The sequence below is a fragment of the Achromobacter kerstersii genome, from assembly GCF_902859595.1.
Taxonomy (GTDB): Bacteria; Pseudomonadota; Gammaproteobacteria; order Burkholderiales; family Burkholderiaceae_B; genus Achromobacter; species Achromobacter kerstersii.
The window spans coordinates 31,494-49,398 of record NZ_CADIJQ010000010.1 but is presented as its reverse complement, the minus strand read 5'-3'; the positions used below and the strand labels follow the sequence as shown (position 1 = coordinate 49,398).

Annotated in this window: 16 protein-coding genes and 2 riboswitches; of the genes, 9 read left to right on the top strand and 7 right to left on the bottom strand. The window is 64.5% G+C overall.

Features of this window, described 5'->3' with window-relative positions:
* Positions 1-79: 79 nt before the first annotated feature.
* Complete coding sequence (locus HV765_RS24460; protein WP_054422100.1) at positions 80-577, bottom strand: VOC family protein; 498 nt, start codon at positions 575-577, stop codon at positions 80-82.
* Positions 578-754: 177 nt separating this feature from the next.
* On the bottom strand, positions 755-1,111 hold the full coding sequence (locus HV765_RS24455) for a DUF1428 domain-containing protein (RefSeq protein WP_175171300.1): 357 nt from the start codon (positions 1,109-1,111) through the stop codon (positions 755-757).
* A gap of 171 nt (positions 1,112-1,282) precedes the next feature.
* Between HV765_RS24455 and HV765_RS24450 the strand changes: the two genes are divergently transcribed.
* The 5 genes from HV765_RS24450 to HV765_RS24430 all read left to right on the top strand — a co-directional run bounded on the left by HV765_RS24450 (position 1,283) and on the right by HV765_RS24430 (position 6,563).
* A complete protein-coding gene (locus tag HV765_RS24450; RefSeq protein WP_054422098.1) occupies positions 1,283-2,257 on the top strand; it encodes a GlxA family transcriptional regulator in 975 nt (324 codons plus the stop codon).
* 218 nt (positions 2,258-2,475) lie between these two features.
* Positions 2,476-3,996 (top strand): FAD-binding oxidoreductase, encoded by a 1,521-nt coding sequence (locus HV765_RS24445; RefSeq protein WP_175171299.1) that lies wholly within the window; start codon positions 2,476-2,478, stop codon positions 3,994-3,996.
* 31 nt (positions 3,997-4,027) lie between these two features.
* Entirely contained in the window at positions 4,028-5,245 is a 1,218-nt protein-coding gene (locus HV765_RS24440; protein ID WP_175171298.1) for a lactonase family protein, read from the top strand.
* 115 nt (positions 5,246-5,360) lie between these two features.
* The gene (locus HV765_RS24435; protein ID WP_054422095.1) at positions 5,361-5,936 is read left to right on the top strand and encodes a M23 family metallopeptidase; all 576 of its coding nucleotides are present in this window, start codon (positions 5,361-5,363) and stop codon (positions 5,934-5,936) included.
* 39 nt (positions 5,937-5,975) lie between these two features.
* Complete coding sequence (locus HV765_RS24430; RefSeq protein WP_175171297.1) at positions 5,976-6,563, top strand: SMI1/KNR4 family protein; 588 nt, start codon at positions 5,976-5,978, stop codon at positions 6,561-6,563.
* 143 nt (positions 6,564-6,706) lie between these two features.
* On the opposite strand, the gene HV765_RS24425 is transcribed toward HV765_RS24430, so the two are convergent.
* A complete protein-coding gene (locus tag HV765_RS24425; RefSeq protein ID WP_054422094.1) occupies positions 6,707-7,936 on the bottom strand; it encodes a D-amino acid dehydrogenase in 1,230 nt (409 codons plus the stop codon).
* Positions 7,937-7,976: 40 nt separating this feature from the next.
* A riboswitch (glycine riboswitch) is annotated at positions 7,977-8,076 on the bottom strand.
* A riboswitch (glycine riboswitch) is annotated at positions 8,077-8,167 on the bottom strand.
* Positions 8,168-8,289: 122 nt separating this feature from the next.
* Here HV765_RS24425 and ampC point away from each other — a divergent pair.
* A complete protein-coding gene (ampC, locus tag HV765_RS24420; RefSeq protein WP_175171397.1) occupies positions 8,290-9,435 on the top strand; it encodes a class C beta-lactamase in 1,146 nt (381 codons plus the stop codon).
* A gap of 164 nt (positions 9,436-9,599) precedes the next feature.
* Here the strand turns inward: ampC and HV765_RS24415 are convergent, their stop codons facing one another.
* The 4 genes from HV765_RS24415 to HV765_RS24400 are packed head-to-tail and all read right to left on the bottom strand — an operon-like array spanning position 9,600 to position 12,952.
* Positions 9,600-10,619: a 3-hydroxybutyryl-CoA dehydrogenase gene (locus tag HV765_RS24415; protein WP_175171296.1), complete on the bottom strand. Its 1,020-nt coding sequence runs from the start codon at positions 10,617-10,619 to the stop codon at positions 9,600-9,602.
* Entirely contained in the window at positions 10,613-11,710 is a 1,098-nt protein-coding gene (locus HV765_RS24410) for an NAD/NADP-dependent octopine/nopaline dehydrogenase family protein (protein ID WP_175171295.1), read from the bottom strand. Before HV765_RS24410 ends, HV765_RS24415 begins: the two co-directional genes overlap by 7 nt.
* Positions 11,711-11,740: 30 nt before the next feature.
* Positions 11,741-11,950: a hypothetical protein gene (locus tag HV765_RS24405; protein WP_175171294.1), complete on the bottom strand. Its 210-nt coding sequence runs from the start codon at positions 11,948-11,950 to the stop codon at positions 11,741-11,743.
* A gap of 18 nt (positions 11,951-11,968) precedes the next feature.
* The gene (locus HV765_RS24400; protein WP_054422090.1) at positions 11,969-12,952 is read right to left on the bottom strand and encodes an AraC-like ligand-binding domain-containing protein; all 984 of its coding nucleotides are present in this window, start codon (positions 12,950-12,952) and stop codon (positions 11,969-11,971) included.
* A gap of 94 nt (positions 12,953-13,046) precedes the next feature.
* Between HV765_RS24400 and HV765_RS24395 the strand changes: the two genes are divergently transcribed.
* The 3 genes from HV765_RS24395 (at position 13,047) to HV765_RS24385 (ending at position 17,863) form a co-directional block, all read left to right on the top strand.
* The gene (locus tag HV765_RS24395; RefSeq protein ID WP_054422089.1) at positions 13,047-14,402 is read left to right on the top strand and encodes a spinster family MFS transporter; all 1,356 of its coding nucleotides are present in this window, start codon (positions 13,047-13,049) and stop codon (positions 14,400-14,402) included.
* Positions 14,403-14,492: 90 nt separating this feature from the next.
* On the top strand, positions 14,493-15,764 hold the full coding sequence (locus tag HV765_RS24390) for a Zn-dependent hydrolase (RefSeq protein WP_175171293.1): 1,272 nt from the start codon (positions 14,493-14,495) through the stop codon (positions 15,762-15,764).
* Between the two features lie 431 nt (positions 15,765-16,195).
* Positions 16,196-17,863: an ABC transporter substrate-binding protein gene (locus tag HV765_RS24385; RefSeq protein ID WP_175171292.1), complete on the top strand. Its 1,668-nt coding sequence runs from the start codon at positions 16,196-16,198 to the stop codon at positions 17,861-17,863.
* Positions 17,864-17,905: the final 42 nt, after the last annotated feature.

The following is a 17,905-nucleotide window of genomic DNA, read 5'->3' as shown; positions in this document are numbered from 1 at the left end:
AGGTCGGTCCACGCAAGCCGGTCCAAGCAGCCAGGGCCATGCCGGCCGGGACGGCGTCGTGCCGGCCCGGACGCAGGGCTTATTTTTTAGCCGCGTCGCCGCAACCGCTCATCTCACCCATCTTCGCCATGTTCTGCTGGATTTCTTCGGGCGAATAATCGAACTTGTGCGTGGCGATCGACCAGCGGTGACCGCAAGGGTCGATCACCTGGCCATAGCGGTCGCCCCAGAACATGTCGGCAACGGGCATTGCAACGGTGGCGCCCGCATCCGTCGCCTGCTTCATGGCGGCGTCCACGTCTTTGACGTACAGGTGCAGCGTCACGGGCGAACCCTTCAGCGCCTTCGGACCCAGGCTGCCCCATTCGGGAAAGTCATCCATCAGCATCACCACGGAATCGCCGATGCGGATGGCCGCGTGCATGATCTTGCCGTTGGGGCCGGGCAGGCGTGCCAGCTCTTCGGCATTGAACGCCTTCTTGTAGAAAGCGATCGCGTCCGACGCGCCTTCGCACACGATGTGCGCGGTGACGGTGTGCATGCCTTCGGGAATGGGCTGCGTTGCAGGGGTAGCCATGATGCGTCTCCAAATACGTTGAATGAGCGGTGGGGGACGGACCGGCCTGCCGCAATGCAATGCAATGCGATGCAAAGCGATGCGATGCACTGCGATGCAATGCGATGTGGGGGCGAGTCCTCCTGCTACTACGACGAACGGGGAGTGCCAATATCGACACGCCGCCCGTTTTATTTTTTACTTGGCGACCAAGGTGCTGAATCCGCCCCAATGCATCCGCTTGAAATCGAACACGCCTTCGCAGGCCATGTCATTCAAGCGGGGGTCCGCCATGACTTTCTCGTTGATGCGGTCGCGTTCAGCCTTGTTCTCGTAAAGAATCCAGGCGAACACCACCGTTTCTCCGTCCTGCGCGCCAGCCGCCTTCGAGAACGACGCAAACCCTTCCTTGTCGATGTCGTCGGCCACGCATTCGCGGTAATCCAGCGCCCCATGTTCCAGCCACACCACCTTGGCCTTGTTGGCCATGTCGACGTAGGTAGACAAGTTCGCTTTCGGCACGGCAAGCAGGTAACCATCTATGTACTTTTCCATCTGCCACTCCTTTGATCCCTGTTGTTCTACAGGCGCCGGCCACGCCCGCTGGCCATGGCCGATGCCTGCCCGGCCTGACAGCCGGTAGATGCCACTGTATCGGGATTGACGACGGTTTCAGATAGGGATTTGCGACATTCTTGCGGGTGGATTGCGACACCTCTCAGGCGTATGCTTATCGGCATGAAAAACGTCGCCTTTCTTTTGCCGACGGGTGCGAATATCGCCTCGTTGGAAACTGCACGCCACGGTTTCCTGGTGGCCAACGAATACCTTGCCGCACGTGGCCGCCCGCCCCAATTCACGGTGCGCACGCTGGCGCTCACGCGTGAAGTCAGCCTGGATGACGGGCGCATCCGGGTGCAGGCCGATATGGTGCTGGCCGATGCGCCAGACGTTGATATCTGCATTGCGCCGCCCTTGCTGGGCGCGGTGTCCGACGCCGTGTTGTCCAACCGCGAACTCATCGATTGGTTGGCCCGCCATCACCGCAACGGCGGCGAAGTGGCCAGCCTGTGCATGGGCGCTGCGTTGTTGGCGGCGGGCGGCGTGCTGGATGGCCAACAGGCCGTCGTGCATTGGGTGGCGCAGAACCTGTACGCCAGCCTGTTCCCCAACGTGCAGTGGACGAGCGACCGCGTCGTCATGGCCGAAAATGGCGTCTACACCAGCGGCGGCGCCTTCTCCGCCGCGCATCTGGTCTTGCACCTGATCGAAAAATACACCGACCGCGACACCGCCATCTGGTGCGCCAAGTATTTTCAGCTGGACTGGAGCCGGCAAAGCCAATTGCCGTTCGCCGTGTTCATGGGCCAGAAGGCCCACGCTGACGACGTCGTGCGCGCGGTGCAGACGTATATCGAAGGGCGCTATACAGAAAAAATCACGGTGGAAGATCTGGCCGATCGTCACGCGCTGGGCCGCCGCACATTGGAACGCCGCTTTCGTCAGGCCACCGGCAACAGCATCGTCGAGTACGTGCAGCGCGTGCGCGTGGAAGCGGCCAAGAAGTGCTTGGAGAGTTCGCGCAAAAGCGTGGCCGAAGTCATGTATGAGGTCGGCTACAACGACACCAAAGCGTTTCGCGACATCTTCAACAAGTATTGCGGCATGTCGCCCGTGGGATATCGCGAGCGGTATCAGTAGACGCCGCAAGGGGACGGGCGGTGCGGCGATCGTCGATGCGTCGGCGGCGCAAACATCGGACGTTGAAAAATCGGACGATTGAAAAATCGGACGTCGAAACATCGGACGTCGAAAAATCGGACGTGGAAAAATCGGACTCCTCTTACAGATCTTCGGCGGGCTCTCGGCCTATCCTTGACGCGTCGTGGCCAAGCATGCGGCCCGGGAGGCGAGTCAAGATGAGCATCAGCGTAATGCCGGGCGATCCCCGCTACACCACCCTTAAAAAAGGCTTCAACCTGCGGTGGCCGGCCCAGCCCGGTGAGGCCGCCTCCCGCATCGAACTCTGTGAAACCCCCGAAGAGGCGGCCGCTGCATTGGCCCGCATCGTCGCCGCAGGCATGCGCCCCACGGTGCGCAGCGGCGGCCATTGCTACGAAGACTTCGTCTCGAATAACCCGGGCGGCGCCATCCTGGACTTGAGCCTGCTTGACCGCGTGCCGCCATCGGCCGACGGGCTGCTACGCATTGCGGCCGGCTCACAAAACTGGAATGGCGATCAAGACTTGTACAAGCGCTACGGCGTGTCGTTGCCCGGCGGCTCCTGCTATTCGGTGGGGGCGGGCGGCCACATCAGCGGCGGGGGCTACGGCTTGTTGTCACGCCTGCAAGGGCTGGCGTCCGATTGGCTAAGCGCCGTCGACATCCTGACCGTGGACGCCAGCGGGCAAGTCGTGCCGCGCACGGTCAACGCCACGCACGATGCGGACTTGTTCCGCGCCTGCCGCGGCGCGGGCGGCGGAAACTTTGGCGTCATCACCAGCTATGGGTTCGCCACGCTGCCGCAAGCGCCGCGCGAAGTGGCCATCGCCACCGTTGCGTTCGACTGGGCGGGCATGACGCCCGCCCGCTTTGCGCAGTTGCTGGATATCTACGGCGGCTACTGGGACACGCGGGGCCGGGACGCCGACACCTGGGGCATGTTTTCATTGCTGAAGCTCACGCATCAAGCCGCCGGGCAGATCGTGATGATCGTGCAGTTCTGCAATCCGGATGGCACGTGCCGTAACTTGAGCGTGCTGCAAGACTTCCTCGACCGCTTTCGTCCGTGTGCGCCCGTTGCCGCGCGCGCCACCACGCCGGGCCTGCCGCGTCCGCGCTTGGGCGGCGACTTGCTCTGTAGCGAACCCCACACGGTCATCCGCTACGACTGGCTCGCGGCCACGCAAACGCTGAACGGCTCGGGGCCGAACCAGCGGGGCAAATACAAGTCGGCCTATATGAAGGGCAACTTCACGGCGCACGAGTCCGCGCGCATTTACGCGCACCTGACGCGTGACGTGCCTGGCGCCGATCTGCGGCAGTCGCTGTTGCAGGTGGATTCGTATGGCGGCGCCATCAACCGGCCTGAACGCCTACGGGACACGGCCGTTCATCAACGCGACTCCGTCATGAAGCTTCAGTATCAAACCTATTGGAACAACGCCGATCACGACGCCATGCACTTGCGCTGGATGGCGGATTTCTATCGCGACGTTTATACCGGCCCGGGGCTGGACGCGGCCTACGCAGGCACGCCGTATCCGGGCAGCCGCTATCAGGGTTGCTACATCAACTACCCCGACCGCGACATGCTGGCCTATCCGTTCTGGCCGCAGCTGTATTACGGCGACGGCGGGTTGTACCCCTTCCTGCAACAGGTCAAGCGCCGCTACGATCCCAACAATATCTTCCACCACGCGATGTCGGTGCGCCCATGATGGCGCGCGGCTTGCCTTGCCGGAACCTGTCATGAACTCCCTTTCGAGTGCGCCGCGCAGATCCTTCATTCAGTTCGCCGGCGGCTTATCGGCCGCAGGCGCGGTGGGGCCGTGGCTGTCGGCGATGGGCGCCACGGCATCTGCCGCGGACCCTGTCCGCTTTGCCTACGTGGGCACCTATACGCATGACGCGCCGGGCGGCACCGCCGGCGGGCCGCCTTCCGCAGGTATCCACGTCTTTGCATTGCGCGCGGACGAATGGCGCCTGGTTCAGGTCGTGCAAAGCGTCAATCCGTCGTTCCTTGCGGTCCATCCGTCACAACGATTTCTGTACGCCATCAATGAAATCGATCACTGGGAAGGCCTGCCCCGAGGCACCGCGGAAGCCTATGCCATCAACGAGAACGATGGCACGTTGCACCTGCTGAACCGGCAGCCGCTGTCGTTGGCCAGCACCGCGCCCGCACACTTGGCCGTATCGCCCGACGGCCGCCATCTGGTCACCGCGCAGTACCTGGGTGGCACCTACAACGTGTTGCCAATCCATCGCGACGGGTCACTGGGTTCCGTCTCAGGCATCGTCAAGGAAACCGGTTCGGGCCCGCGCCCGGAACAGGAATCCGCGCATCCGCACATGGTGCTGTTCGACCCTACCGGCCAACGCGTGCTGGCCACCGACCTGGGCAGTGACCGCATCAATCTGTTCACCCTGGAAGACGGCCGCTTGGCCCTGGCCGGCCGCACGGCATTGCCGGCCGGCAGCGGCCCCCGGCACCTCGCGCTGCATCCTGGCGGCAAGCTGCTGTATGTCGTCAACGAGCTGGACGCCACGATCGCGTGCTTGGGATACGACGCCCGGGCAGGCCGCGTCCTGGAACCGCGCCACATCGTGCCGGCCACGCCCGCAGGCTTTACCGGCGCGGCCAATGCGGCGTCCCTGCTGATCCATCCGTCCGGCCGCTACCTCTATGCGTCCACGCGCCGCGTGCAGAACGACCACCCCCAGGCAGACAGCATCGCCGTCTTCGCCGTCGGCGCAGACGGCGCGCTGACCCGTGTGCAAACCTGGACCGAAGGGCTGCGCTTCCCGCGCGCGCTAAGCATGTCGCCAGACGGCGGCAGCGTGTATGCGCTAAACCAAAAGGGCGACTCGATTCTGCGCCTGCGCGTAGACGGTCCGAGCGGGCGCCTGGGAGACCCGGACGTGGTCGCCCAGGTGGCGACGCCGGTTTGTCTGGTGTTCGTGTAACGAGGGGGCAGGCGAGGGGGTGAAGGGCGAAGGGCGAGGGGGCGAAGGGCGAGGGGGCGAAGGGGCGAAGGGGCGGTGCGGGGAACCCCCTGGGGTGCCAAGCGTCGAACCCTTCATGAATGCACACCCCCTATGGCGTTTTCTCCGGCGTGTCGTCGTCCTGGCTGTAGTCGCCGCGCTGGCAGTTTGGGCATGGCCGCGGCTGCCGGATGCCGCGCGTGCGCCGTGGCATATGGCGCGGCTGGCATGGCAGGAAGCGCCTTCCGCTTTGCCGGTTCCTGTGCAGGGCGTCACGCCTGCGCGGCTGGCCGATACCTGGGGCGCGGCGCGCGCGGGCGGGCGGCGGCATGAAGGCATCGACATCTTTGCGGCGCGCGGGACGCCCGTGCTGTCCACGACGGAAGGCGTCGTCATGCAGGTCGGCACCAACAATCTGGGCGGGCAAGTGGTGTGGGTGCTGGGGCCCGGCCGCCAGCGGCATTACTACGCGCACCTGGACGGCTATGCAGATATCCAGCGCGGACAATTGGTCGCGCCAGGCGATGTGCTGGGGTATGTGGGCAATACCGGCAACGCCAAGGGCACACCGCCGCATTTGCACTATGGAATCTATGACGGCGGGGCAATCAACCCCTATGACTTACTGATGGCGGCCCCTTCGGTTTCTCGCACCGTTACCGAGCGGCGATAATCCCCGGCATTCGTCTTCCCGCATTTGCCCATTGCCGCCATGATTTCCATTCCCAAGATCCGAGAACAATTTTCCCTGTTCGGCGAACTGCGCCCGCAACCCCGCAGCGCATGGACCGGCGATATTCCCTTGCCTGAATCATTGGCTGACTTCTACGAGCAGATCGGCCCCTGGGGCGAGACCTATCACGAGAACGTCGGCCCGGTGGGCATCACGCTGTCAGAGACCGCAATCAGTTTTCCGCCGCTGCATCGCCTGTGGACGCTGCAAGCCGGTTATCGATGGGATGCGTCAAACGGCCAGCGCGTAGCCGATTGGCGGGATGAATGGCTGGTGATCGCAGATATGAACGCCGACCCGTTCATTCTGGAGACTCAAACCGGACAGATACTGTTCGCGCGCCATGGCGCGGGGTCTTGGACCGCCGATGAATTTGCGCCTGACCTGCTGACGTTCGCGGCGGCAGCGGCTGCGATTGGCGTCGTGTTTCATGACGCCGATGAAGACTTGCGGGACGATGATTGGGAACTAAAGCCGAAGTATCGGGAGGCGGCGATTCGTGAAGCTGCCAAGGTGCTTGGGAATGGTGATGAGGCTGAATCGTTTTTCGAGACCTTGCAGGGGTAAGGCTTTTTGCCCGTGCACGAATTGACCCGGCGCGGTCAGCGCGTTGAAACCCGCGGAAGGTGAAATGCCTTCCGCGGGCCCATCGTGCGAAGCGCAACGATCTTGTCCTCTGCGCTTCTCGGCTTACCGCAATCCCCCCTTCCTCACCCCACCGGCAGCGCACGCCCCACGCTCGCCGCCAGCATCTGCGCCGTTGCTGCCGACAGCGTCCACCCCAAATGCCCGTGTCCGGTGTTGTAGAACACGCCGGGCCGTTTGCCGGGGCCGACGCGCGGCATCATGTTGGGGGTCATGGGGCGCAGGCCGCACCAGGGCACCACGCGGGACGTCTTCACGTTGGGGAAGTGCTTGCGGGTCCAGTCGATCAGGGGTTGGACGCGTTCGGCGCGGATGTCCATGTTGAAGCCGTTGAATTCCGCCGTGCCGGCCACGCGGAAGCGGTCGCCCAGGCGGCTGGTGACGATTTTTGCGGCTTCGTCCAGCAGGCTGACGCGCGGCGCGGCGGCCTGGCTTTCTGCGTCGTCCAGGTGGACGCTGATGGAATAGCCCTTGACCGGATAGATGTTCAGCGAATCACCCAGTTGCTGGGCGAATTTGCGGCTGGCGGCGCCCGCGCAGACGACGATGGCGTGGGCTTCGTGTTGTTCGCGTTGTGTGCCGCCGTTGCGCAGGATGTCGAGCACGTACGGCCGGCTGTCGCGGCTGATGTTGTCGATGTCGGCGTCTTGCACGAAGGTGACGCCCCGGCGTTCGCAGGCGGCGGCCAGGCCGCGCGTGAATTTGTGGATGTCGCCGGTGGCGTCGGATGGCGTGTAGAAGCCGCCGTAGCAACCGGTTTGCAGGGTGGGTTCGATGTCTCGCGCTTCGCTGCTGGACACCGCGTAGCGTTCAAGCCCGCCCGCTTCCAGCAATGCATTCGAACGGCGCGCGGTGTCGAAACTGGCGGCGTCGTGATAGATGTGCAGGATGCCCCGGCGTTCCAGGTCGAAATCAATACCTTCTGCGTCGGCCATGTCGAACAGGTGTTGGCGCGCCTCGATGGCCAGGCGGGTGGTGGCGATGGTGTTGTCGCGGTAGTTCGGGATTTGCGCCATGAACTGCGCCAGCCACGAATACTTGTGCCAGCTGAACTTGGGGTTGAGCAGCAGCGGGGCGTTCTTGCGCAACATCCAGCGCAGTCCTTTCAGGATGGTGGCGGTGCTGTTCCAGACTTCGGCGTTGCTGGCCGATAGCTGCCCGCCGTTGGCGTAGGACGTTTCCATGGCGGGGTAGCGCTGGCGGTCGTAGACGGTGACGTCGTAACCCAGTTTGGACAAGGCATAGGCGGACGTGACGCCGGTGATACCGGCGCCAATGATGGCGATGCGGGGCATGATGGCTCCAGACGGTGTGGCAGCGGCCCATCTAGGCCGCAGCACCCCATCTGTCTCTGTACCTGAGAGCTTCACCCGCAGCGCTGACGGCGGCGGGTTCCCCTTCGGTGGGCGCGCACGGCGCCTCTCTCCAGATTGTCTAGACTCGCGCAGTCCTGTTGCCTGAGAGTTTCCGGGGCGGTTGCTCCGTCGGCGCTGGCCGCAAGGGCCAGTCTCTTCTACGCGGTTTTAAAACGACGGAGTAGAGAATAGCCAAGTTTCTGTCGCATTTGATTCAGGGTTAGTACTATGTTGCCGGCGGCGCAGCGTAGCTGCCTGATCAAAATAGGACGAAAAGAATGAGCTTTCCCGCGATGCGACGCACGATGTTGTTGGCATTGGCCGTTTTTTCATCGATGGCGTCTGTGCCGCCCGCGATGGCGGCGCCCTCCGAGACCGACCAAAAGATCGATGCCGCAGCGCAGGCGCTGATGCAGGAACACGACGTGCCGGGCCTGGTGATTGCCATTACCCGCGACGGCCGCCACGAATTTCACCAGTACGGCGTGGCGTCGCGTCAGACAAAGGCGAAGGTCAGCCCCGACACGTTGTTTGAAGTGGGCTCGATCAGCAAGACCTACACGGCGACCTTGGCCACCTACGCAGAAGCGCTGGGCAAGCTGTCGCTGGGCGATAGCCCGGCGCGTTTCGTTCCCGCGTTGCAGGGCTCGGCATTCGCCAAACTGAACCTGATTCATCTGGGTACGCACACGGGTGGCGGCTTTCCGTTGCAGGTGCCGGACGCGGTGCGCAATGACGCGCAGTTGATGGATTACTTGAAAGCCTGGACCCCGCAGTACGCCGCAGGCACCTACCGGACTTATGCGAATCCCAGCATCGGCATGTTGGGCGTGGTGGCGGCCAAAAGCCTGGATCAGCCGTTCACGCAGGCCATGGAAAAGACGCTGTTTCCGTTGCTGGGCTTGTCGCACACCTACATCGACGTGCCGGCGGCGAAGATGGGCGATTATGCGCAGGGCTACAACAAGCAGGATGCGCCCGTGCGCGTGAACCCGGGCGTGCTGGCGGCCGAGGCGTATGGCGTGAAGACGAGCGCGCGTGACTTGATCCGCTTTGTGGATGCGAACATGAACGCCGCGGGCAATGATGCCATTCATCGCGCGATTCGCCAGACGCATGTCGGGTACTACCGCGTGGGCGACATGACGCAAGACTTGGCGTGGGAGCAATTGGCGTATCCCGCCACGCTGGACGCGCTGCTGGCGGCCAACGCGGGGACGCTGAACAGCCAGAGCCACCCGGTCACCGCACTGACGCCGCCGTCCGCGCCGCGCGATGATGTGTGGATCAACAAGACGGGGTCGACCAACGGTTTCGGCGGTTACGTGGCGTTCGTGCCGGCCAGAAAGGTCGGGGTCGTGATTCTGGCCAACAAGAACTATCCGAACGAAGCGCGTGTGCGGCTGGCGTATCAGATTCTGGAGGAATTGATCCGCTAAGCGCCGTCCGCGAACTGCAAACTGCGACCTGCGACCTGCGACCTGCCACCTGCGAACCGCGACCTGCGAACCGCGAACCGCGAACTGCGATCCGCGATTCGCCAACCGCTAACCGCGAACCGCCAACCGCTAACCGCTAACCGCTAACCGCTAACCGCTAACCGCTAACTGCCGGTCCGGTTCGAACCGGCGGCAGCCTTCGCCGCATCAAAGCGCGGCAGCAGTCCCATCACCTCCAGCCGTTTGCACAATTCGCCCAGGCGTTTCAGCTTGTAGGCGTCCACGTCCACCCCGACGTAGTCGTAAAAGCCCTGGCCATCGCGCAGCCCGTTACGCCCTTGTTCCATGTTGCGGGCAATGACGTCGGGCGCGGCGAAGCGCGGGCCGATTTCGGCGGACAGGTAGCGCGAGGCGTAGTAGAGGATGTCGCCGCCGCCCCAATCAATGAATTCCAGCAGGCCCAGCACCGAGAAGCGCAGGCCGAAACCCAGCCGCACGGCGGTGTCGATATCTTCGGCGCTGGCCACGCCTTCCTCGACCATGCGGGCGGCTTCGTTCATCGCCAAGGCCTGAATGCGCGGCACGATGTAGCCCGCCGCAGGGGCGCATTGCACAGGCACCTTGCCGGCTTGCCGCAAGACGTTCAGCAGGCGTTGAAGCGCGTCGTTGCTGGTCTTCGGGCCACGGCTCACTTCGACCAGCGGGATCAGGTGCGCGGGGTTCAACCAATGCGCGTTCAGGAATCGTTCCGGGCCTGCCACGAGTTCCGCCAGTTCGGTCACCAGAAAGGTGGATGTGGTGGAGGCGATGACGGTGTCAGGCGCGCAGGCTTGCGCAAGCCACAGGAAGGCATCGCGCTTGGCGTCCAGCCGTTCGGGCACGGCTTCAAAGACGATGCGTGCCCCATGCAGGTCAGCCGCCGCGCTATCGCGCCCGCACAGGCGCACGCGGCGCATGGCGAGGCCAGCTTGGGCGGCATCCAGCAGGCCCAGCCGCGTCATCGTGGCCAGTTCGCGTTGCAGGTTGGCCAGCACGCGCGCGTCGTGCTCGGTTTGCTCGGTCGGGCTGCGGGGCTTGATGTCGATCAGCGTCACGTCCCGCCCCGCGTGCACATACGACAACGCAATGCCTTCGCCCATGCGGCCCGCGCCGACCACGCAGATTCTGTCGTCCATGTTCAGCATCCTTGCGCCAGCAGTTCGGCCATGCCGCGGCGCGACAGGCGGTCCAACCCCAGGCGTTCCAGCGTGCGGCCTTCGGCGTACAGGTCGCGGCCGGTGATGGCGCTGGCAACGCTTAGCAGCCCCTGTGCAACCGGGGTTGGCACGCCCGCCCAACGGCCCATCGACACCAGGAAAGACAGGCCCAGCCGCGTGTCTTCCAGCATGTAGCGATGCGTGTGCAGGTTGATGGTTTCCCGCCAGTCGCCGCTGTCTGTGAGCTTGCCGTGCGCGCCGCGGCCGTACATCCATTCGTCGCCCTCGCTGGCGTAATGGTCGGCCAGCGGGAAGTGCGGCGCGGCGTAGCCCAGCGCGACACGGATGGCGATGCGTTCGGCGTCCAGCGCGTCAGTCACGCGGCGGATGGAAGCTTGCGTGCCTTCGTTGTGGATGTCCCACTTGTCGAAGTGCTCCAACGGCCCGGCGTTCATCATGATGAGCGGCGGGTGGATGATGGGGCCAGCGTTCATCAGCGCGCCCGACAGGCCGTCTTCAATGGGTTCGATGCTGGGGTAAGCCTGCTTCAGCCGCGCCAATGCTTCGTCCGACAAGCGGCTGGGGAATACGCCCGTGGGCAGCCGCGTGGCGTAGCCGCTGATCACGACCGTGTTCCCGTGCTTGCGCGCCAGATAGGGCAGGGTGCCGGTTTCTGCATAGGCCACGCGCGCGGTGTTGCCGGCGTCTTTCTGGGCGCGCGCAAAGACGTAGCTGCCGAATGTGCCGGGCGGCAGGAACACCACCTGCCCGTCTTGCAACAGCGGCGCCAATGCCGGCGCCAGCGCGTCGTGCGTGGTCGAGGGCAGGGGGACGACCAACACTTGCGCGTCGGCCACTGCGTCGGGCAGCGAGGCGCTCAGTTCCAGTTGGCCTGGCCCCTTGCCCAGCGGCACTTGGCGCGTGCCGCGATAGTCGGTGACGGTCAGCGCGCCCGCGTCTTGCAAGCCCTGGAACGCGGCAGTGTCGCGGCGCCACCAGCGCACCTCGTGCCCCCGTTCCGCCAGTTCGGCCGCCGCCGCGTAGCAGCCGTGGCCGCCGCCTATTACGCTGATTCGCATGATCAAAGCTCCTTCGATGGAGCCTTGATCCTAGCGGCGGGGCGCCACGCGGCGCTGCGCCAAACGCGCAAGCGCCATTCCAATCCGGCAAGGGAATGGTCGGGCCGCGCAGGCCGGGCCGCGCAGGCCGAGCCGCGCAGGCCGGGCCGCGCAAGCCGAGCCACGCAGGCCGGTCAGCGCAACCAGGGCCGACAGCGCAGCCAAGGCCGACAGCGCAGCCAAGGCCGACAGCGCAGCCAAGGCCGCCAGCGCTGACGCCTAGGGCCTGTGCTGGCGCAAGGTATCCGACGGCAGGCAGCCGTAACGCTTGCGGTAATGGGTTGCGAAATGCCCGAAGCTGGTGACGCCGTGGCGCAGCAGAATGTCGGTGACGTTGTCGCCCGCGCGCGCCGCTTCCAGCGCCGCATGCACCAGCGTCAGGCGTTGGTTGCGCACATAGTCGCTGGGGCTTTGCTTCAAGAACTGGGTGAATCCGTTCTGCAAGGTGCGGATCGATACGCCGCAGTGCGCGGCCAGATCCGCCAGCGAGATGGCCTCGTCAAGATGGTGCTCGATGTATTCCCGCGCGCGCCGCACATGCTGCGGCAGGGGCTGGCCGCGCTGGGCGCGCAGCGACTCGGAATAGTTATGAGGCAGTTGGGTCAGCAGCAAGGCCAGCAAGTAATCGGAAAACCCTGCTGCCAGCGTCTGCGTGACGCCGTCGATGGCGGGGTGCTGGTACAGCCGGCAAAGATAGTCCAGCGTTTCGCGCACGGCGGCCAGGCCCGGCGCGTCGGCATCCACTTCAAGATCAAACACCAGCGCCTGCTTGATGGGGCGGTCAAGCAGGCGTTGCAGTTGGTGCTCAAGCGCCTGGCGTTCGACACGCAGGATCAGGTTGCGGCAGTCGCGGCCGATGCTGATCACGCTGGGCTCGGATGGCGACGAAATCGTCAGGCTGCCCGCCTGCATCAACGCGCTGCGCTTGCCCAGCGTGACAAGGCCCGAGCCTTGCAGCGTGATGCGGATCAGGTAGTAGCTGGCGATGTCGCCGGCGTCAATTTCAACTTCGGCGCCGTAGTGCAGATCGAACAGCGCCGCGTTGCCGAAGAACACGCCGTACAGACGCGACTGCAAGGGTTTTCCCTGGGCGACGCACATGCGATGTGACCACAGGTGTTGGCTGACCTGATCCTTGACCTCGGCGGCGTTGCCCGAGTTCAGCAAGCAATGGCGGTTCAGCGGATAGGTGTCGTTGAACATGCTTTCCTGCGCGGTGGGAACAGTCGTTGCGTCCGGCGTATAGAGCCTGGCTGCGCAAAGACCTACAAAAGACGGACAACTACCAGGGAAAAAAATGACTGACGCCACGCTGCCGCAAGTGACGAAACGAAGCTACGCCTACGAGTGGTACGTCGTCGTGATATGCATGCTAGCGTACATATTTTCCTTCGTCGACAGACAGATCCTGGCGCTGATGATCGAACCGATCAAGCACGATCTTCAGCTGTCAGACACGCAGTTCAGCTTGTTGCACGGCTTGGCGTTTTCCTTGTTCTACGCCGTGATGGGCATCCCCATCGCCTTGCTGGCCGACCGCTATTCGCGCCCGAAGATCATCGCGATAGGCGTGGCGTTCTGGAGCCTGGCGACGGCCGCCTGTGGCCTGTCGCGCAACTTTGCGCACATGTTCCTGGCGCGCATTGGCGTGGGCGTGGGCGAGGCCGCGCTGTCGCCCGCCACCTATTCCATGCTTAGCGACATGTTCCCGCGCGACAAGCTGGGCCGCGCCGTGGGCATCTATTCGATCGGCTCGTTCATCGGCGGCGGCATGGCGTTTTTGATTGGCGGCTACGTCATCAATCTGCTCAAGAGCGTAGACAGCGTGGTGGTGCCGTGGATAGGTGCGATGCGGCCCTGGCAGGTGACGTTCTTCATCGTGGGGCTGCCGGGCTTGCTGGTGGCATTGCTGATTCTGTTGACGGTGCGTGACCCGCAACGGCTGGGCCTGCGCCGCAGCGCCGATGGCCAGGCAAAAAAACCAACCATCCGCGACACCTTCCGTTTCCTGGGCCGCCACCGCCGCACCTTCTTTTGCCACTACCTGGGCTTTTCGTTTTACGCCATGGTGCTGTTTGCGCTGCTGGGCTGGACGCCCGCCTTCTACATGCGCAAGTTCGGCATGTCGCCCGTGGACGTGGGGTACATGCTGGGCGTGGTGGTGCTGGTGGCCAACACCGCGGGCGTGTTCTGCGGCGGCTGGCTGATGGATGCGCTGGCCAAGCGCGGCTACCGCGATGCGCCGCTGCGCGCAGGCGTGATCGGCGCCGTGGGCATGGCGTTGCCGGCGGTGGCGTTCACACAGGTGGACAGCGTGGGCGTGTCGGTGGCGCTCTTGCTGCCCGCGATGTTCTTTGCGTCGTTTCCCATGCCCACGTCTACCGCAGCGATGCAGATCCTGCCGCCGAATCAGATTCGCGCGCAGGTGTCGGCGCTGTTCCTGCTGATATCGAACCTGATCGGGCTGGGGCTGGGCACGACGGCGGTGGCCTTGCTGACTGACCGTTTGTTCAAGAATCCCGGTGCGGTGGGGCAGTCGCTTTCGCTGTTGATCGCCGGGGCGACGGTGCTGTGTGTGGTGCTGCTGGCGGCGGGTTGCAGAAGCTATCGGCAGAGCCTGACGCGCGAGGAGGGTGAGGGGAATCCCTTGTAGGCCGGCGTTTGCATCGGGCTGGTACACAGCGCAGAATCGGGCGAACCATTGCCGCGAGGTGTCGCGGCCGACTTGTCACCAGGAGTCCCCATGAGCCTTGCCCCCGCACCTGAAACGCTGGCCGACCTGCGCGTGGATGGCGCACGGTTGTGGCAGTCCTTGATGGATCTGGCCGCGATCGGCGGCACGGAAAAAGGCGGCGTGTGCCGGCTGGCGCTGACCGAGCTTGACCGCCAGGGCCGCGATCTGTTCGTGCGCTGGGTGCGCGAGGCCGGCTGTGAAGTGCGCGTGGATGCCATCGGTAATATCTTCGCGCGCCGTGCGGGCCGCAACAACGATTTGCCCGCCATCATGACCGGCAGCCACATCGACACCCAGCCCACCGGCGGCAAGTTTGACGGCAACTACGGCGTGCTGGCAGGCCTCGAAGTGTTGCGCACGCTGAACGACGAGAACATCCAGACCGAAGCGCCGCTGGAGCTGGCCGTGTGGACCAACGAAGAGGGGTCGCGCTTTGTGCCGGTGATGATGGGCTCGGGCGTGTACGCCGGTGCGTTCACGTTGGAGCATGCGTTGTCGCAAGAAGACCGCGAGAGCGTCAGCGTGCAGGATGCCTTGACCGCCATCGGCTACGACGGCAAGACCGCCGTGCCGCCGTCCAACCCGAACGAAGTGGGCGCCTATTTCGAAGCGCACATCGAGCAAGGCCCGGTGCTGGAAGCGGCCGATACCGTGATCGGCGTCGTGACCGGCGCGCTGGGGCAGCGCTGGTACGACGTGGTGCTGACGGGCGTCGAAGCGCATGCCGGCCCCACGCCGATGCCACTGCGCCGCGACGCCTTGTTGGCTGCCTCGGAATTGGTGCTGGCCGTGAACCAGATTGCGTTGGCGCATGCGCCCGATGCGCGCGGCACGGTGGGCTGGATGGATGTGTTTCCCAATTCGCGCAACGTCATCCCCGGCCGTGTGCGCCTGACGGTGGACTTGCGCGCGGCCGATGATGTGACGCTGTCCGCCATGGACGCCGCCTTGCGCGCGGCGGTGCAGGCGGCGGCCGGCAACCGGGGCGTGAAGGCGGACGTCGAGCAGGTGGTGTACTTTGCGCCGCAACCGTTTGCGCCCGCGCTGGTGCAGTCGGTGCGGGACGGCGCGCGCGCGTTGTCCTTGTCGGCCATGGATGTGGTCAGCGGGGCGGGGCATGACGCCGTGTATGTGGCTCGCGTAGCGCCTACCGCGATGATCTTCGTGCCGTGCAAGGACGGCATCAGCCACAACGAAATCGAGGACGCTCGCCCCGATCACCTGGAAGCAGGATGCAACGTCCTGCTGCGCGCCATGCTGGCGCAAGCGGGCATCGCGTGATGCGTTGACGTGCAGGGTGCACCAAGGCGGCGCACGCGGCGCTGCGTTGGTGCCTTTTCGGTGCTCTTTTAGGTGCTCTTTTAGGTGTTTTAGGTGGCTGCTGGGTGCCCTGCACTGGCCCGCTGCCTGCCTTCTCTGTGACGTCGGCTTGCCTGCGCCGCATGCTGGTTTCCCTGTCGATAGCCCTCTGCCCGCGTGGCTGCCTACGCCCGCGCGTGTGACCTGCCTCGCGCCGCGGCGGGCCGGGCCTGGCCTGGCCGCTCGGGACTATCCCTGACACCACTGCGATGTTCTCAAAATGGCACAGAAATTGCTTATACAAATTCTGTGTACTAACTCTGTTCACGCGCACGGCACCCTCGCGGGGAATGCGCGTTCGGGGTTGGTTCCTTCATCCGGCTCCTCGCCATGCAAGACATTGGAGAACCACAATGCAGACACGGAGTTTCCGCATCAAATCCCTCGCCGCCGCGCTCGCGCTGACGGCGGCCGGCGCCGCCGTTATTGCCCCCGGATCGGCGCATGCCGAAAAGGTCTTGCGCATTGGCATGACCGCCGGAGACATCCCCCGCACGCTGGGTCAGCCAGACCAGGGGTTCGAGGGAAATCGCTTCACCGGCATTCCGATGTACGACGGCCTGACGCAATGGGACTTGTCGCAGAAGGACGGCCCCAGCGTGTTGATCCCGGACCTTGCCGTGTCGTGGGAGGTGGATGCGGCGGACAAGACAAAGTGGGTGTTCAAGCTGCGCCCCGGCGTGAAGTTCCACGACGGCTCTGACTTCAATGCGGATGCCGTGGTGTGGAACGTGGGCAAGGTGCTGGACAAGAGCGCCCCGCAGTTCGACGCCAGCCAGGTGGGCGTCACGGCCTCGCGCATGCCGACGTTGAAGTCAGCGAAAAAGATCGACGACCTGACGGTGGAACTGATCACCACCGAGCCGGATTCCTTCCTGCCGATCAACCTGACCAATCTGTACATGGCGTCGCCCGCGCACTGGAACAAGAAGCTGGCGGAAGTGCCCGCGTCGGTGACCGATGCCGCCGAGCGTTCGCAGAAGGCATGGGCCGCGTTTGCGGCTGACGCGTCCGGCACCGGCCCCTTCAAGATGGCCAAGTTCGTGCCGCGCGAGCGCTTGGAAGTCGTCAAGAACGATCAGTACTGGGATGAAAAGCGCCGGCCGAAGATCGACCGCGTGGTGATGCTGCCCCTGCCGGAAGCCAACTCGCGCACGGCGGCGCTGATGTCCGGGCAGGTGGACTGGATTGAAGCGCCCGCGCCCGACGCGTTCGACACGATCAAGGGCCGCGGCTTCATCATCTATTCCAACGAGCAGCCGCACGTGTGGCCGTGGCAGTTGTCGTTCAAGGAAGGCTCGCCGTGGCTGGATGCGCGCGTGCGGCAAGCCGCCAACCTGTGCGTGAACCGCGGTGAACTCAAGCAGCTGCTGGGCGGCATGATGGCCGAGCCCAAGGGGACGGTGCCGCCGGGCCATCCGTGGTGGGGCAACCCCAAGTTCGACATCAAGTACGACCCGGACGCCGCACGCAAGCTGATGACGGAAGCCGGCTTCTCCAAGGCCAAGCCGGTGAAGGTGAAAGTGCAGACATCCGCGTCCGGCTCCGGCCAGATGCAGCCTTTGCCCATGAATGAGTTCGTGCAGCAGAACCTGAAAGACTGCTATTTCGACGTGAGCTTTGACGTGGTCGAGTGGAACACGCTGTTCACCAACTGGCGCAAGGGCGCCAAGGACCCGTCGGCCAACGGCAGCGACGCCATCAACGTCAGCTTCGCGGCGATGGACCCGTTCTTTGCCATCGTGCGCTTTGTCAGCACCAAGACCTTTCCGCCGGCCTCCAACAACTGGGGCTACTTCGGCAACGCCGAGATCGACGGCTTGATCAAGGATGCGCGCACCACCTTCGCACCCGCCGAGCGCGACGCGGCCCTGGCCAAGTTGCATGCGCGCGTGGTGGAAGAAGCGCCGTTCGTCTGGATTGCGCATGACGTCGGCCCGCGCGCGATCTCGCCGAAGGTCAAGGGCGTGGTGCAGCCCAAGAGCTGGTTCATCGATATCGCCACGATGTCGATGGATTGATCTTGAACGCGCTGGACGCCGCGCGCCACCTTGAGCGCGCGG

Bases quoted from the DNA above. Each gene is read 5' to 3' on its own strand.
- HV765_RS24460 (WP_054422100.1), bottom strand. From the start codon at position 577: ATGGCTACCCCTGCAACGCAGCCCATTCCCGAAGGCATGCACACCGTC.
- HV765_RS24455 (WP_175171300.1), bottom strand. From the start codon at position 1,111: ATGGAAAAGTACATAGATGGTTACCTGCTTGCCGTGCCGAAAGCGAAC.
- HV765_RS24450 (WP_054422098.1), top strand. From the start codon at position 1,283: ATGCTTATCGGCATGAAAAACGTCGCCTTTCTTTTGCCGACGGGTGCG.
- HV765_RS24445 (WP_175171299.1), top strand. From the start codon at position 2,476: ATGAGCATCAGCGTAATGCCGGGCGATCCCCGCTACACCACCCTTAAA.
- HV765_RS24440 (WP_175171298.1), top strand. From the start codon at position 4,028: ATGAACTCCCTTTCGAGTGCGCCGCGCAGATCCTTCATTCAGTTCGCC.
- HV765_RS24435 (WP_054422095.1), top strand. From the start codon at position 5,361: ATGAATGCACACCCCCTATGGCGTTTTCTCCGGCGTGTCGTCGTCCTG.
- HV765_RS24430 (WP_175171297.1), top strand. From the start codon at position 5,976: ATGATTTCCATTCCCAAGATCCGAGAACAATTTTCCCTGTTCGGCGAA.
- HV765_RS24425 (WP_054422094.1), bottom strand. From the start codon at position 7,936: ATGCCCCGCATCGCCATCATTGGCGCCGGTATCACCGGCGTCACGTCC.
- ampC (WP_175171397.1), top strand. From the start codon at position 8,290: ATGCGACGCACGATGTTGTTGGCATTGGCCGTTTTTTCATCGATGGCG.
- HV765_RS24415 (WP_175171296.1), bottom strand. From the start codon at position 10,619: ATGCTGAACATGGACGACAGAATCTGCGTGGTCGGCGCGGGCCGCATG.
- HV765_RS24410 (WP_175171295.1), bottom strand. From the start codon at position 11,710: ATGCGAATCAGCGTAATAGGCGGCGGCCACGGCTGCTACGCGGCGGCG.
- HV765_RS24400 (WP_054422090.1), bottom strand. From the start codon at position 12,952: ATGTTCAACGACACCTATCCGCTGAACCGCCATTGCTTGCTGAACTCG.
- HV765_RS24395 (WP_054422089.1), top strand. From the start codon at position 13,047: ATGACTGACGCCACGCTGCCGCAAGTGACGAAACGAAGCTACGCCTAC.
- HV765_RS24390 (WP_175171293.1), top strand. From the start codon at position 14,493: ATGAGCCTTGCCCCCGCACCTGAAACGCTGGCCGACCTGCGCGTGGAT.
- HV765_RS24385 (WP_175171292.1), top strand. From the start codon at position 16,196: ATGCAGACACGGAGTTTCCGCATCAAATCCCTCGCCGCCGCGCTCGCG.